Raw genomic sequence first — 15840 nt, 5'->3', positions numbered from 1 at the left:
TATATTGTTTCCTATTTGGGAATGACCCAACAACATTTAATTACCATACGGGCGAATGGATGATTTTAAGATAGATGAAAAAATAATCGGCTGTTCTTCTCTATTTTTGAATTTCAAAAACGAATGAAATGAAAACTGAAATGCAAAAATGTTTGGATGGGGAAGTCTTTAATACATCCAACGAGGAAAATCAAAGTCTGATACACAAGGCGCGGAAATTAACAAAAAGCTATAATTCGACAGAAAGTACCGATGCCGAAAACCGAAAGAATATTTTGCGCGGGCTATTTGGGAAACTAGGCGATAATGTAAATATTGATACGCCTTTTTACTGCGATTACGGCAAGCATATTTTTGTTGGCAGCAACGTAATTATCAATATCAACTGCACTTTTGTTGATTGTAATAAAATTGAAATTGGAAACAATGTGTTGATCGCCTCAAATGTGCAGATTTATACTGCAACTCATTCAACAGATGTAAACGAGCGTTTGGTAACTGATTGGGATCCCGGTACAGAACTTCCATTCTTTAGAACCTATGCACTGCCCGTAAAAATTGAGGACAATGTGTGGATTGGAGGAGGTGTGATTATCTTACCAGGAGTAACAATCGGAAAGAATTCTGTGATTGGAGCAGGAAGTGTTGTAACCAAATCGATTCCTGAAAATTGTGTAGCGGTTGGTAATCCATGCAAAATAATCCGAAAAATAAATGAGCAAAACAGATCGCATGGAAAAGATTAAAGCTGTAATTTTTGACCTCGACGGAACCATTGGCGATACTTTGCCATTGTGTATTAAAGCTTTCAAAAAATCAATAGAACCGCTTATTGGCAGATCAATTTCCGATGAAGAAATAATTGCAACCTTCGGCCCTTCGGAGGAAGGAACAATAATGGCATTGGCTCCCAACAATTACGAGGAAGGCATTTCGCGTTACTTGTGTTATTATGAGCAACTGCACGAAATGTGTCCAACACCTTTTAATGGAATATCAAACCTGTTGGCCGATTTAAAAGATAGAAAAATCAGGCTTGCCATGGTTACCGGCAAAGGAAAATACAGTACAATTATTTCATTACAGAAATTTGGTATTGCTCATTTATTTGAAACAATTGAAACCGGACATTCATTCGGACCACGAAAGCCGGAAGGAATAACTGCTGTTTTAAATTACTTTAAGGATGTAAGCAAGAATGAAGTAATTTATGTTGGCGATGCTCCAAGTGATATTGTTGCCTGTAAAAATGCCGGCATTCCAATAGCTGCAGCGGCATGGGCAAATTCAACCGAACCGGAGAAACTTGCAGAGTTGTATCCGGAAGAATTATTTTATAATACCAGTGATTTTACCGATTGGATAAATTCCAAAATTTAAATTTGATAATCGCTGACAAATTCTTGTAATTGTGCGATTTACCTTCAATAGGCTGTAGGGATAATTGTTGTTTTTTTCGTAAATTCAAGGCTGTAGTTTGTTTCCGTTTTTCAATTGATAAGGTAAGTCTCACAATCAGATTACCGAACTAAATTATAATTCCAAATACATCATTTAAACGATAACAGCATGAATAAAGCAAATAAAATGTGTCAGAGTTGTGGAATGCCCATGAAAAAAGACCCTCAGGCTGGAGGAACCAATGCCGATGGAAGTAAAAATTTGAAATACTGCAGCTACTGTTACGCGAACGGAGAGTTTCTTTATACAGGAACGCTTCACGATTTTCAGAATTTCTGTAAACAAAAGATGATGGAAGGCGGACATTCGAAGCTTATTTCCTGGTTGTTTACCCGAGGTATGGGACGTTTGGAAAGATGGAAGAAGTAGTGATATTTGTTAGAATATTGTTTTTTAGTAAAGTTTGACGCAACTAAATTGCATACAATTCATCTTATCTTGAATAAAGAATAATGCTTAGCACGGTATTTGTTTACTAAAACCTTGTAAAAAATAACATTCATACAAAAAATTATAAACAGATGAAAAGAAATGTAATACTACTATTGGCTGTTTTCCTTAGCTGGAGTGCAATGGCACAAGCTCAGAAAAACTTTATTGATCAAAACTACATTGAAGTAAAAGGATTGGCAGAATTAGAGGTCGTTCCCGATGAAATTTATTTAAACATTCATTTGGATGAGGAAGACACCAAGAACAAGGAAAGCATTGAAGTATTGGAAAAGCAAATGTTTGTGGCTTTAAAAAAGGCCGGTATCAATTTGGAGGAGCAGCTTTCAGTATCTGATTTTGCCAGTAATTTGCAGAATCACTTTTTTCAACGTGCCGATATGAAGAAATCGAAAGATTTTGAGCTGTTGGTACACGATTCTAAAACACTCGGAAAGGTGTTTGTTGAGTTGGATAAAATCAAGATATCAAATATCAGTATTTTGAGAGTGGATCATTCCGAAATTGAGAAGTATCGCAAGCAGGTTAAAATAAATGCTGTTATAGCAGGTAAAGAAAAAGCTGTAGCTCTGGCCGAGGCAATCGGACAAAAAGTGGGGAAAGCCATTTATATCAATGAAGTTTCTTCGCCCTATGGCCGACAAATGGTAAATACAATGATGCGGGTTAAAAGTGAAAACTTTGAATCGGCTATGGGTGTTCCTGATCTTGATTTTCAGAAAATTAAATTGGAATATTCCGTGATGATCAGCTTTGCTTTGGAATAGAATTAACCGGAAAGAAACACGAAGATCTCTATAAAAATAGGGATCTTTTTTATGCTTCAGAAAAGGCATTTACCACCGAGGAAAAATAAAGTTATCACGAAGTCACACAAAGGAAAAGAAACAGACGCCTTGTGATACTTTTGTGCAGTACTTCGAGCACTTTGCGGTTAAATTTTACTGTGTTTTTTAAATTGTCACCCATTAGCTTATCGCGAAGTCACCCAAAGAAAAGAAACAGACGCTTTGTGATACTTTGTGCAGTACTTCGAGTTCTTTGTGATTAAATTTTCACTTCAGCTATCCCAGGAATAGTGGTATTTTTAGCGGCAATTCGTCAATTTTTCCCGCAACACTTTATCTATAAATGTTTTTTTTTGTTCTTTTGTGGAGAAATACAAAATCGAAAAATAAATGATCAAGATCCTGTCTTATATTCTCAGCTTTATATTTTACATCCTGTTTTTGCTTTTATTGGTGATTTTTCATCCAATACAAGTAATTTGCCACAAGTTGTTTGGCTATCAGGCTCACAAGAATTCGGTTGATGTTTTAAACTTTTTTTTAATGCGTGTGGTTGTGTTTTTAGGCGTTCGTATTACATCTTTGCCAAAAGTTAACTTGCCGACCGACCGGCCGTTAATCATTGTTTCCAATCATCAGGGAGTATACGACATACCGCCAATTGTCTGGATTTTCAGAAAACACCATCCAAAGTTCATTTCAAAAAAGGAATTGGCTAAAAACATTCCGAGCGTGTCTTATAATCTTCGCCATTCGGGAGCTGCTTTAATCGATAGAAAGAACAGAGCTCAGGCAATACCTGAAATTTATAAGCTGGGTCAGTTAATCGCAAAAAACAATTATGCAGCCAGCATTTTTCCTGAGGGAACCAGAAGTAAAACAGGAGTGATGAAACCTTTTAAAGCTGGTGGAATAGAGGCTTTACTTCAGGCCGCGCCAAATGCGTTAATTGTTCCTTTTGTGGTCGATGGAAATTATAAAATTGAAGAAAAAGGAATGTTCCCCTTGTGTTTGGGAGCTAAGGTTAGATATAAAGTTTTAGAACCTATTGAGCCTGCAGCTTACACTGCAATTGAACTAACCGAAATGGTTGAAGCTTTAATTAAGAAAGAATTGAACCAATAATTACTAAGGAAAAGCTCAATGATGAACCAAAACAACAAAACAGCATTGGTAGTGGAAGGTGGTGCAATGCGCGGTATTTTTGCTGCGGGTGTTTTGGATCAGTTTATAGAGATGGAATTCAATCCTTTTCACTCTGTATTAGGTGTTTCCGCTGGAGCAGTTAATGCGGCCACTTATCTTTCCAGGCAGAGAAAGAGAAATTTCAAGATGTTTACAGATTATTCTTTACGGCCTGAATACATCAGTTGGAAGAAGTTTTTAGCCGGTGGACATTTAATGGATTTAGATTGGTCATGGGATATCACTACCCGCGAACTGCCTATTGATCTGGATGTGTTGTTTGCCAACAATCCTGATTTTGAAATTGGAGTTACCATGAACTCAGATGGCCGATCGGTTTTTATCAAGCCTGATGCAGAAAGCCTTAGTCATGTGATGAAGGCCAGCTGTACAGTTCCTCTTTTTTACCGCAATTTTTTGAAAATAGACGGACAAATAGTTTCAGATGGAGGCGTTTCTGCACCCATTCCAATTCAAAGAGCAGTGGAAAAGGGAGCTGTTAAAATTATGGTGATTCGTTCCCGTCCAAATTCTTTTCGGATGAAAAAAGGAATGGAATCGAAATTGGGACGTTTGCTCTTTCGAAAACATCCGGGTTTGGTGAAAGCATTGTTGAATCGTCCGGACAATTACAATTCATCAATCGATTTTATTCAAAATCCACCGCAAAACATTCAGATTTTGGATATTTGTCCTCCCGAAAGTTTCAAAACAAAGCGATTCACTCAAGATTATGCCACACTGGTAACAGATTACGAACTGGGACGGGAAATGGGGCGAATTGCAATCGAAAAATGGAATCTTCTGTAATTTGATCCTCCGATCGGAAAAATAATTTTCTTTTTAAACCTTTTGCCTTTTTTATTGTCTATAGAGAGGAATGATAGTCCGGCGAATAGGCTTTTTGATCGCCCAAATGTTAACGAAAATCTAAAAATCAAATTTCGTAGATGTTTTTGGCTTTTGAATGGTAAGTTTGTCTGGACAATTTATAAAACTCATAATTCAATTTAAATGAATCGATTAATTCTTCTGATCTGCTTAAGCTTTATAGTAATATCAGCTAAGGCAGAGGAACCGGTTTTAAAACCGGAAATGAAAGGCGGAGTAATAAAAGGTATTGTGATGGACAATGCTATGGATATTCCTGTTGAATACGCAACGGTTTCTGTTTACAATATGGCCGACTCAAGCCTTATTGACGGAACCATTACTGATGAAAAAGGGGCTTTCGAGCTTGCAAAGATGAAGCCTGGAAAATACTTCGTTGAAATTACTTTTATTGGTTATAATAAAGCCATCGTTAGAAATATTCCAATCGATAGAAACAGAAATCTGGCTGATTTAAAGATTGTGAACTTACGACAGGCAAGCGAAGCATTAAACGAAGTTGTTGTAACTTCTGAACGTGCTCCGGTGCAGTATCAAATTGATAAAAAGGTAATTCCTGTTAGCCGGCAAATTACTGCAGCAAGTGGAACTGCTGTTGATGTTTTGGAGAATGTTCCATCTGTAAGTGTTGATATTGAAGGGAATGTAAGTCTTCGGGGCAATTCAAATTTTACCGTTTTGGTAGATGGAAAACCTTCTATTTTGGATGCATCGGATATTTTGCAGCAAATGCCTGCAAGTGTAATCGAGAATATTGAAATTATTACCAATCCTTCAGCGAAATACGATCCGGAAGGAACGGCTGGAATTATTAATATTATCACAAAAAAGAATTCCGAAAAGGGATTGAATGGAGTGGCTAACTTATCAATGGGTAGCCAGGAAAACCGAAGCGGTGATATTTTAATTAATTACCGCAAGAAGAAATGGAATTGGAATTTAGGATTGGATTACAGCAACCGTCAGTTTGAAGGGACAACTAAAACCGAAAACAGAACCATTTATGAGGGTGTTACAAGTTCTGTGTTATCGGATGGTGAAGCTAAAATGAAGCGTTTGGGTTATGGCATTCGTACTGGTTTCGATTTTGATATCAATGATAAAAATACAATTTCGTTTGGATTTCGATACGGAAACAGAGACATGGAACGGGGTTCGGTTTTGGATTATCAGGAGTTTGACAGTACTGATCCGGAAAGAATTTTATACGACAGTCAAGATCTTTGGGAGAAAGAAATGACTTTTGTGAATTCAAACTTTTCGTACACCAGAAAATTTAGTGGTAAAGGTCATCAGTTGGCTTCTCAGGTTACTTATTCGCATCGCGGAAGTGGGGATGAGCAGTCAACCAACGAATTGTTTGATGCTAATGGCAATCAAACATCCGGGAAAATTGCAACTGAGGATGGGCCTGGAACCAGATGGGAAATCCGTTCCGATTATACTTTGCCACTGGGAAAGGATGCAAAGTTTGAACTCGGATATCAAGGTCAGATTCGCTCCAGTGAGGCAGATACGAAGCAAGAGGATTATAATGTTGTAAGCAAACAATATGAGCCTCAGCCATTATACAGTCATGATGTAACTTACGATCAGCAAGTGCATGGTTTGTATACAACTTATGCTTCAAAAATTGGAAAGTTTGGCTACCAACTGGGTTTCCGATCTGAATATACAAACCGGGAAATTGATTTTAAAGATGAATCTGAGGTTTTCACCATTAAACGGTGGGATTTCTTTCCAACCATTCATACACAGATGGATTTGGGATCAGACAATCAGATAATGGCAAGTTATACCAGACGAATTCAACGTCCGAGAGGTTATTGGTTGGAGCCTTTTGTTACCTGGACAGATGCCTACAATGTGCGACAAGGAAATCCTGATTTGAATCCTGAATATATTGACTCTTACGAGTTGGCTTATTCGAAACGTTTTGGAGATCAGTCAGTGACTTTTGAAACTTATTATAAAGTCACTCACAATAAAATAGAAAGTGTTAGATATCCTTGGGAAGAGCAGGGAAACGTAATGAAGAGCACTTCTGTTAATGTAGGTAATGATTATTCTTTAGGAATGGAAGCGACTATAAATTTATCTTTTGGCAAATGGTTTAAGAACGATTTAATAGGTAATTTCTATCACTACAAAGAAGAAGGTGATTTTACGATAACCAATTCATCTGATGAGGATATTTATAAGGATTTCTCAACGAAAAGTTACAATTGGGGACTTAGGAATAATTCAACCATTATTTTTGATCCAAAAACACGGGTTCAGTTTACTGCGAACTATCAATCAGAAACAAATTGGGCTCAAGGGAAACGCAAGGGGTTCTTTACAACATCAGCAGCTTTAAAGCGCGATTTTATGAAACGCAGGCTGTCTGCTACTTTCCAGGTTCGCGATATTTTTGGAACAGCAAAACATGAAACCTTATACGAAGGGGATAATTTTTACAACTTTAGCCGGTTTAGTCATAAATCGCCGACTTTCAATTTGAAATTAAGTTTTAAAATTAACAACTATAAAATGAAGCGTGAAAGAGGATCAGAAGGCGGGGTTGATGTAGAAGAATTTGAAATGTAATAACAACAACCATATCGAATTAATTTTAAAGGGTGTTCTAAGGAACATCCTTTTTTATGCTCTTAATTTTGGATGGCTAAATAAGGCTCGAAATCACAATGAAGGATCCTGTAATGATGTTAATCCCAATCACTATTTTTCGGAATTTTTCAGGCTCAATTTTCCCGGAAAACTTAGCTCCAAAATGCGATCCAAAAAATAGAATAGGCAGGCAGAAAAGAGCAAGATTTACAGATTCCATTTCAATCATGCCTTTCATTAAAAAGGCTGCTGTTGTGAAAAAGGCTGAAAAAGTACTGAACCAGGCAAATACACCACGGAACCTTTCTTTTGAATAGCCTTTACGATTCATTGCAATAACCAATGGGGGACCACCCACAGATATGGCGCTGCCCAAAAGACCGCTTATGAAACCAGCAAAAACAATTGGCAAATTTAAAAAGCGTTTGGCCAATTTCACCTTGCCTAACATTTGTATCGAAAACAGAATAATGAGAATTCCGGTTATAAGTCGTAAAGTATCGCTGCTAACATATTCAAGAGCATAAATACCTAAAGGAATTCCTCCTAAACTAGCAATAAACATGGGAATAAAATAGTATGCCCTTATTTTTTCCTGCAGTTTAAACAGAATCACCAGACTGGTAATTAAATTGAATAAACTCATGGCAGGAACCAATACCTGCATGGGGAAAATAAAAGAAAGAAATGGGATTGCCAGTAATGCAAATCCAAAACCGGTCATCCCTTTTATAAATGCTGCCGAAAGGATAACGATAGTGCAGAGAATGATCTGAATTATGGTAATGTCATGCATTAGGAAACCAATTAATAATTTGTATTTGAATGATACAAAGTTAGTGGATTCAAAAATATGTTGAGCGTTAAATATGCTTAAAATTCCTTTCTGAGAAATGTTATAGAACCTCCCTTAAGAAAGGAAATAAGGAATAAATCTGAATTGCTACGTTAGTCATAAACAGCTTTACCGAAATGGCCAGCAAAATAATTCCAAAAACTTTACGCAAAACATGAATTCCACCTTCGCCTATAATGCGCTCAACAAGATTCGTTGACCGCAGTACGATGTAAACAAATATCATATTTAGCACAATGGCAACAATTAGGTTTTCCATTGCATATTCGGCACGCAATGCAAGAACCGTTGTAAATGAACCAGCACCAGCTACCAACGGGAAGGCGATTGGAACAATTGAAACACCACTGGGACCATCATACTTAATAATCTCGATTCCCAAAGCCATTTCTACACCCATAATAAATAGAATAAATGAACCTGCAATTGCAAAGCTTGAAATATCAACTCCAAATAGTCCAAGAAGTTTCTGACCTAGAAAAGTAAAGACTATTAGTACAATAAGTGCAACAAGAGTTGCTTTAAGGGCTTCAATTTTACCTCCTTTTTTCTGTAAATCTACAATGATTGGAATGGATCCAATAATATCTATTACTGCGAAAAGAACCATTGAAGAGGTGATGATTTGAATAAAATTGAAATTCATGACAATAAAATTTTGGACTTGTAAGTGTAGCTATTGATTCTCGGATAAACTTACAAATTTTTTAATCTAATGAGTAAGTTCAGGCTTTCTAACTTCTAATTTTAGTAAGCTATTGTTGTGAAAAATAACTATAAAACTGATATGTATGTTTAAAATAAAACAGAAAAACAATAATCGTGTTAAAATTTTAAACTTTCGCGAAGATATATCTTTTTTTGAAATTGCCTCTAAACTTAGCTGAAATATTTTATGGAGGAAGAGTAGGTATTAGTAGTTTATGCAAAAAAAGACTTACCTGAGGTAAGTCTTTTTTACAATTATATGTTCTGTTATTTCTTCTTAATCTCCTCCGATGGTACGAAATTGAGGGAGATGCTGTTGACGCAATGCCGCGTATTTTTTTTTGTAAATCCCTCTCCAGTGAATACATGACCCAGGTGTCCATTGCAATTAGCGCAAACAATTTCTATACGTCTTCCATCTGCATCAGGAATGTGTTTCACTGCACCATCAATCTCATCATCGAAGCTGGGCCATCCACAATTTGATTCGAACTTACTGTCCGATCGATAAAGTTCAGCATTGCATTGCTTGCAGGTATAAACACCTTTTGCTTTATTGTGTAAATACTTTCCGGTTCCCGGATATTCGGTTCCTTTATCAATAATTACCCTTTTTTCATCTGCGCTAAGCGCGTTGTATTTATCTTTTGTCATTGCTTTTTGTGCTAATAGATTGTTACTAACAAAAAGGATAAGTCCAAGTAAAATGATATATCTCTTCATAATTCGCCTCCTTATTTTTAATGATTCTAAAGTTAATTGAAAAACGATTCAGTTCAAAATTTACTGTACCTATTCAGCGAATTTGCTTCTTTTATTGCCTGAACAATAAGTTCCGGATTCGACCATGGAATAAAATGATTCAAATCTTCGAGCAATTTATGATCTGCATTTTTATGAAATTTAAGGTAGTAGGCTTGTGTTTGGTAAGGCACTAAAACATCTTTTTTGCCTTGTATATAGCTTGTAGGGATATTAATTTCGTGTAATCTTCCTTCGTTTAGGCTTAAATCATTTTCCAAAGCCATCATTTCCAGATTGCTGTTTCGTAATTCGTGCGGTAATATTTTATTTGTTAAACCGCCTGATATCATAAGATTGTACCATTTCGCTTTCTGGAATTCAGGAGATAAACATGGTGCAACGTATATGGCGTGACTTATTTTGGTTTGAAAATCAAGAATTGTTTGTTCCAATACGGCTCCACCATAAGAATGTCCTACTATTGTAAATTTTTCATTTGATTTTCCATAATGGTTAAGAACAGCGGCAGCAACTTTTGCCTGATCGCCAAGGTGTTTTTGTGCAGGAACAGTGGTTTTCCCATAACCAGGTCGATCATAGGAAATTATACAATATTCTTTTTGAAGTGTTTTATCTGCAAAAATATACTTGAAATCGAACCAATATCCGGGAGAACCGTGAATTAATAAAACTTTAGGTTTTGATAAATCACCAATATAGATGGTATGAATTTCATTTCCTTTGTAAGGAATCATTTCACTATGAGGAAAAATATTTTGAGCATGAAATTCATTTATTATTTTCTGATCATCAAATTCAGCTTTGAATTTTTGAAAGATTACAAATCCGATAGTAACCAGTAATAAAATTGCAAATCCGGAAACATACAACAGCTTTTTAATCCTTCTCCTCATCTTCCTTATTCTTTAAATTCTACTTAGGTGTAATAAAATACTTTTTAGTCTGAATTACAAGAGTAGAAATGTTATAAATTCTTAATTTATAAGGTGATATTTTAATGAGAGGTGGGCGAAATTTAGTAAGGATTCAATATTAAATTCATAAAATATCATGAACCAGAAAATAAGAATAAAAAGGATTAGTTCGTTTAAGTCAGGTGCTTTCTTATTAATTGAATGAGAATATCCTTTTTTACAGGCTTTGCAATGTAATCGTCACAGCCATTTTCCAATGATTTTTTTTTATCGCCAAGCAGAGCGAATGCGGTTTGCGCTATAATCGGAAGGTTGGGTCTGATTTTTTTAATCTTTTTAGTCGCCTCATATCCATCCATTAATGGCATTTTAATATCCATAAGCACTAAATCAATCTTATCGTTTTTTTGGCAAATATCAACAGCCTCAATGCCATTATTAGCAACTAATACGTTACAGTTGATCTGATTTAGTAATTCTTCAAAATATATTCTGTTGAATTCTTCATCTTCAACAACCAGGATGAGTTTATTTTGTTCCTTATTCATATAGATAATTATTTATTATATCAAATGTAAAGTATCTTTTCGAACTATCTAAATCAATTTTAATTTTTGGAAAAAAGAAAAGAATAAATTTTGTGTTAATAATTTAGTTCTGTTTCTAAATTTATTGATAATTAATCTGTTGTGCTTTATAAGTATTGGTTTTAAATTAAAATTCTTTTAGTCGTTTCTTTTTGTCACCAAAAATTGAATAGCATCAATTTACCTAATTAAAACCCAATTATGAATTATTTCTCCAAATACAGTTTTAGAGGTGGAGTCGGAACCATTAAATACCCGAGGATGCTTTATACATGTAAAATTATGCCGGAGAACTACTGAAGCAGATTAAATCCATCATAGGTTCAGAAACTAGTGCTTCCTTCTTTTTTACCAATTCGATGGAATTTTTTGTCTGAATATGGAAATCGTCAAAATGATTAAAATAGCAAAAATTAAATGTTTTTTTGTTTCTTTTAATTTCTATCCTTCTGCGGTTACAATCATTTAGGATGAATTGAGACAAAATATTGTAGGATGTCCATAGAAAAGCAGGCCAATTGTTACAAAGAATGAATTTTATTTTGCCCGTTTGTAAAAGTATACTGCAATAGGCTGCTTTTGTAAGATTCATAAAATCAATATTCTGGATGATGGAGAATGGATGCGTCGCATATTTCTAATAAATAGAAATTAGAAATATGGAAAGTTTTCTATATCTTCGGTTTAGGAAACATAAATCTTTAAAACATTACTTATCATGACAGACGGAAGCGAACTAACCTGCGTATTTATAGGATCGATTATTGACGTGCAGTATTATAAGGAAAGATTGGAGGAGGCTGGAATTGCTTCTTTATTGAAAGATGATTTTAGTTCAGGTACCATTGTTGGAATAGGCGGTGTGCCCGATTCTGTTGAATTATTGGTTGCAGATGAGGATGCTGAAAAGGCAAGAATGTGTATTGAAGAATTGCAAAAAGAATAGTAATTATATGAAACGTCCATGTATAAAGCTTTCTACACACAGGGAGATGATTATATGGTAAGTTCTCCCGAAACAAGTTCGGGACAGGCTATATGGCAAATAAAAACAAATTATTATCATATGAAAAACATGATGAAAAAAATATCATTATTAGCTGTTGCTGTGTTGTTCTCTGGGTGGTTAACTGCTCAGGAGAAGGCAGATATGGTAACAGATCGTCCCGACCAGACTGAATCCGCGACTATTGTATCTTTGAAGGGATTTCAAATAGAATCCGGTTTTTCGTTTGAAAAATACAATTCAGAAATCAACAACACAACGTACAATTCAACATTGGTTCGATATGGTCTTTTAGAGAAAATAGAGCTTCGTTTAGGACTTGCTTATTTGGGAACCAATGTTTCGTTAGATGGTGGTAGTTTTGATGAAAGTGGTTTTGCTCCAATAGTTGTTGGTGCAAAATTTCAATTACAGGAGGAAAGCGAAGGGTTGCCAAAATTAGCCATTATGACCACTTTTACGCTTCCAAAAACCGGAGCAAGCGTTTATGAAAATAAATACTTAGGTGCTGATTTTCGTGTTAACGGAGAATATTCACTGAATGAAGCAATGTCGTTGGGTTGTAACTTAGGGGTAGCTTGGAGTGGTGCTGAGGGAGGCAATACTGCTGTAGGAATTTATACCGCTGTAATAGGGATGAGTTTATCGGAAAAATTAGGAGCTTTCGCAGAATTATATGGTTTTCTTCCTAAAGAAGGAAAAAATGACCATCGTTGGGATGCCGGAATGACTTACTCGGTAAATGATGATTTACAACTCGATTTTGCAACTGGGATTGGATTAAGTAAGGTTTCTCCGGATTTTTTTATTAGTTTAGGATTATCAATTAGAATGCCTTAACAAAGGTATTGCATACATCAATTCAGAAAAAAGCTTGTTCAGAATCTCTGAGCAAGCTTTTTTACTCTATTCAAGAGGGCTTGAAATTTATCGTTTGAATAAATTTGTTCCTGTTGTATTTTAAAAATGGTAATTTTTTGTGATATCTTTTATTTTTAGAACGGATTTAATAAATGGAAAATATGAAAAATTACAACATTAGTATGCTCATTGTGATTGCTTTACTTTTTACTTTTAGCTCTTGTCATTTATCTGAAGAATACGAAGAAAACCAAAAATTACTAATTGAAACCGATATGGCTTTTTCTGATTATTGTTTGGAGAATGGAATGAACAAAGCCTTTTTTAAATATGCGTCGGAGGCGGCGGTTATGCTTCAGGATAATAATTATCCGCTTGTAGGAAAAGAAAATATTAAGAAACAATTTTCAGGAGATGATACTCAAATTATATTTACATGGAGCCCATTGGATGCTGATGTTTCAAAATCGGGAGAATTGGGTTATACCTACGGAACTTATTCTTATCAGACTGTTGATTCCCTGTATCAGGGAACCTATGTCTCAGTTTGGAAAAAAGATGAAAATGGTGATTGGAAATACGTACTTGATTCTGGAAATCAGGGCTTGGGAAAATAGGATCAGGGTTTTGCCGATTTAATTTTATTTCTTGTATTTCTGATTATAGATGTTGTGTAAAGAGCTAATGCAATCCAGATTAAACCAAAGGCAATAAGTTGTTCGTGTTTAAATGGTTCGTTGTAGATTAATACGCCAATTAATAACATTAGGGTAGGCGCGATGTATTGCATAAATCCTAAAGCAGATAGTGGAATTCGTTGTGCTCCTTTTGCAAACCAATATAATGGCAGAGTGGTAACAATTCCCGTTAGCATTAAATAGCCTGAGGTTGAAATACTGCCGGTAAATAAAGCTCCGTTTCCAATCCACATTTTATATAGGATATATCCCAGTGCAAATGGTGCCAGAATTAGCGTTTCAACAGCCAGAGCAGATATTGCTTCAATTCCAGCAGTCTTTTTTGTAAGACCATATAAACCAAAAGAACAAGCTAAAACAATAGAGATCCAAGGGAATTTTCCGTAATCAATTGTTAGGTAAATAACTGCAGTCGATGCTATTAATACCGCAATGTATTTTAGCTTATCCAATTTTTCGTTAAGAACAATCATTCCAAGTATTACGTTTACAATAGGATTGATATAATAGCCCAGACTAGCTTCAACAATTTGTTTTGCATTTACGGCATAAATGAATAGTCCCCAATTTAAACCGATAAGCAGAGATGATATGATTAAACTCTTGCGCGTTTTCTTTTGCCGTAATAAATTCCATACATTTTTTTTCCGGGTCAGCAGTAACAGAACTATTAGAAATACAAACGACCAAAAAATTCGATGTGCTAAAATTTCTATGGCAGAAACATTGGAAAGCAATTTCCAGAATATGGGCAGTATTCCCCAGGTTAAAAAGGCTTGAAGGGCATATACATATCCCATTGTGGCATTCTTTGTATCTTCCATAGATATGTGTGTGGTGGTTTTGGTTGGGCAAATGTAATTAAAATCAAAATTGTTTGCTCGCCAGATATCGAATTTAAAAGACGTAAAGAATGATGTATGGAGAATTTATCTTTTATAATAAATAATCTGAATGAATTGTAAGAGCAGGTAGATGAATATTTAAGAATGGTATTTTATAGAGATTCAACCATTTTTCCTGATGCTTTTCAGGCGTTCCATATCCAAAATATGTATGTTTTTCCCATTTAATGATATTACACCATCGCTATTTAAATTGGCAAGTATCCGGGAAACACTTTCTCTGGAATTACCGGTTAAGTCACCAAATTCCTGTCGGGAGAGAGGTAGTGAAAAATTTGGCTCATTAAAAATATCTTCAGCAAAAAAGCAAAGAGCTTCGGCAATTCTTCCCTGGCTTTGCTTTTGCACTTGATTTACACAATGATCAAAATGCCCTAATTCATTCTTGCATAATTCGGTGATTATTTCGTAGGCAAAATCGCTGTTTGATGCAATAAAATCTTTAAAAGAGTCTAAACCAATAAAGCAAACTCTTGTTTCCATTAATGCTGTGGCAGAATAATGATTCACCTTATCACCAAGAGTAGTAGGAATTCCAAGGTAAATAGGGCCTTTAATAATCTTTAAAATTTGTTCTCTCTCAGGACCGGTAATATGTATTTTCACCAATCCACTTTTTACAAAGATAATATTTGAAGAAAGAGCATTTTGTCTGAAAATTACGTCACCCTTTTGGAATTGTACATCTACGCAGCTTTCCTCAAGCATTTTTAGTTCTTTATCGTTTAAAAAATTTGTAGCAGACGACCTGTTGCTGCAAAATTTACATGATTTTTCATTCATAAATTATTCTTATCAGGATTAAAGAAATAATTATTTATTAATTGTTCTGATTTTGAGTCAAATATGTGTATTTAATATGTTTTTACTGTGTTATAGTAATGAAACTAGATGTAAATATATAAATATTTCTATAATGTGATATGAATCACATTAAAATATATTTCACATCACGCCTTAAAAGCCAGAAGGCATTTTTCCTCTCTATATATTTGCAATCAACACGAATTGAAAATCAAATGACATATTAAAAATTGATTGTCAGAACTGTTCTTCTTGGTGGGGCAATTGTTCTGGATATGTGTGATTTAATAATTGGTGTGTGCGGAAAAAGTCAAGATCAAACATTTGCTCAAAACTCAGATATAAGTTTAT

At 35.1% G+C, this 15840-nt stretch carries 17 protein-coding genes; 10 read left to right on the top strand and 7 right to left on the bottom strand.

What is annotated here, in order from left to right; all coding sequences use genetic code 11:
- The first annotated feature begins 128 nt into the window (after nt 1–128).
- From ACHZAX_RS10315 to ACHZAX_RS10285, 7 genes are all read left to right on the top strand, one after another.
- Entirely contained in the window at nt 129–746 is a 618-nt protein-coding gene (locus ACHZAX_RS10315; protein WP_320019047.1) for a sugar O-acetyltransferase, read from the top strand.
- Nucleotides 733–1380, top strand: coding sequence for an HAD family hydrolase (locus tag ACHZAX_RS10310; RefSeq protein ID WP_320019046.1), 648 nt, complete (start codon nt 733–735; stop codon nt 1378–1380). The genes ACHZAX_RS10315 and ACHZAX_RS10310 overlap by 14 nt, the downstream gene beginning before the upstream one ends.
- Before the next feature lie 189 nt (nt 1381–1569).
- On the top strand, nt 1570–1830 hold the full coding sequence (locus tag ACHZAX_RS10305; RefSeq protein ID WP_101308632.1) for a zinc ribbon domain-containing protein: 261 nt from the start codon (nt 1570–1572) through the stop codon (nt 1828–1830).
- 152 nt (nt 1831–1982) lie between these two features.
- A complete protein-coding gene (locus ACHZAX_RS10300) occupies nt 1983–2678 on the top strand; it encodes an SIMPL domain-containing protein (protein ID WP_101308631.1) in 696 nt (231 codons plus the stop codon).
- Nucleotides 2679–3089: 411 nt separating this feature from the next.
- The gene (locus ACHZAX_RS10295) at nt 3090–3824 is read left to right on the top strand and encodes a lysophospholipid acyltransferase family protein (protein ID WP_101308630.1); all 735 of its coding nucleotides are present in this window, start codon (nt 3090–3092) and stop codon (nt 3822–3824) included.
- 21 nt (nt 3825–3845) lie between these two features.
- The gene (locus ACHZAX_RS10290; protein WP_218973003.1) at nt 3846–4694 is read left to right on the top strand and encodes a patatin-like phospholipase family protein; all 849 of its coding nucleotides are present in this window, start codon (nt 3846–3848) and stop codon (nt 4692–4694) included.
- 204 nt (nt 4695–4898) lie between these two features.
- Complete coding sequence (locus tag ACHZAX_RS10285) at nt 4899–7364, top strand: TonB-dependent receptor (protein WP_320019045.1); 2466 nt, start codon at nt 4899–4901, stop codon at nt 7362–7364.
- Nucleotides 7365–7440: 76 nt separating this feature from the next.
- On the opposite strand, the gene ACHZAX_RS10280 is transcribed toward ACHZAX_RS10285, so the two are convergent.
- The 5 genes from ACHZAX_RS10280 to ACHZAX_RS10260 all read right to left on the bottom strand — a co-directional run bounded on the left by ACHZAX_RS10280 (nt 7441) and on the right by ACHZAX_RS10260 (nt 11176).
- Nucleotides 7441–8181: a sulfite exporter TauE/SafE family protein gene (locus ACHZAX_RS10280; RefSeq protein WP_101308627.1), complete on the bottom strand. Its 741-nt coding sequence runs from the start codon at nt 8179–8181 to the stop codon at nt 7441–7443.
- Between the two features lie 100 nt (nt 8182–8281).
- Nucleotides 8282–8887, bottom strand: a complete 606-nt coding sequence (locus ACHZAX_RS10275) for a MarC family protein (protein ID WP_320019044.1) — start codon at nt 8885–8887, stop codon at nt 8282–8284.
- A gap of 329 nt (nt 8888–9216) precedes the next feature.
- On the bottom strand, nt 9217–9672 hold the full coding sequence (locus ACHZAX_RS10270; RefSeq protein WP_320019043.1) for a methionine-R-sulfoxide reductase: 456 nt from the start codon (nt 9670–9672) through the stop codon (nt 9217–9219).
- A 53-nt stretch (nt 9673–9725) separates the two neighbouring features.
- Entirely contained in the window at nt 9726–10607 is an 882-nt protein-coding gene (locus tag ACHZAX_RS10265) for an alpha/beta fold hydrolase (protein WP_320019042.1), read from the bottom strand.
- A 194-nt stretch (nt 10608–10801) separates the two neighbouring features.
- Nucleotides 10802–11176 (bottom strand): response regulator, encoded by a 375-nt coding sequence (locus tag ACHZAX_RS10260; protein WP_101308623.1) that lies wholly within the window; start codon nt 11174–11176, stop codon nt 10802–10804.
- A 757-nt stretch (nt 11177–11933) separates the two neighbouring features.
- Here ACHZAX_RS10260 and ACHZAX_RS10255 point away from each other — a divergent pair.
- The 3 genes from ACHZAX_RS10255 (at nt 11934) to ACHZAX_RS10245 (ending at nt 13699) form a co-directional block, all read left to right on the top strand.
- Nucleotides 11934–12161, top strand: coding sequence for a putative signal transducing protein (locus ACHZAX_RS10255; protein WP_101308622.1), 228 nt, complete (start codon nt 11934–11936; stop codon nt 12159–12161).
- An 18-nt stretch (nt 12162–12179) separates the two neighbouring features.
- The gene (locus ACHZAX_RS10250; RefSeq protein ID WP_320019041.1) at nt 12180–13061 is read left to right on the top strand and encodes a transporter; all 882 of its coding nucleotides are present in this window, start codon (nt 12180–12182) and stop codon (nt 13059–13061) included.
- A 182-nt stretch (nt 13062–13243) separates the two neighbouring features.
- The gene (locus tag ACHZAX_RS10245; protein WP_320019040.1) at nt 13244–13699 is read left to right on the top strand and encodes a YybH family protein; all 456 of its coding nucleotides are present in this window, start codon (nt 13244–13246) and stop codon (nt 13697–13699) included.
- 2 nt (nt 13700–13701) lie between these two features.
- Here the strand turns inward: ACHZAX_RS10245 and rarD are convergent, their stop codons facing one another.
- Together rarD and ACHZAX_RS10235 are read right to left on the bottom strand one after the other, a co-directional pair.
- Nucleotides 13702–14604 carry an EamA family transporter RarD gene (gene rarD / locus ACHZAX_RS10240; protein WP_101308619.1) on the bottom strand — a complete coding sequence of 301 codons (903 nt, stop codon included), beginning with the start codon at nt 14602–14604 and terminating at the stop codon, nt 13702–13704.
- 183 nt (nt 14605–14787) lie between these two features.
- The gene (locus ACHZAX_RS10235; RefSeq protein WP_320019039.1) at nt 14788–15393 is read right to left on the bottom strand and encodes a Crp/Fnr family transcriptional regulator; all 606 of its coding nucleotides are present in this window, start codon (nt 15391–15393) and stop codon (nt 14788–14790) included.
- Nucleotides 15394–15840 lie beyond the last annotated feature (447 nt).

The organism is Labilibaculum manganireducens (assembly GCF_963665805.2).
Taxonomy (GTDB): Bacteria; Bacteroidota; Bacteroidia; order Bacteroidales; family Marinifilaceae; genus Labilibaculum; species Labilibaculum manganireducens.
Note: the sequence above shows the minus strand (reverse complement) of the source record. Positions and strands in the feature narration are given on the sequence as shown.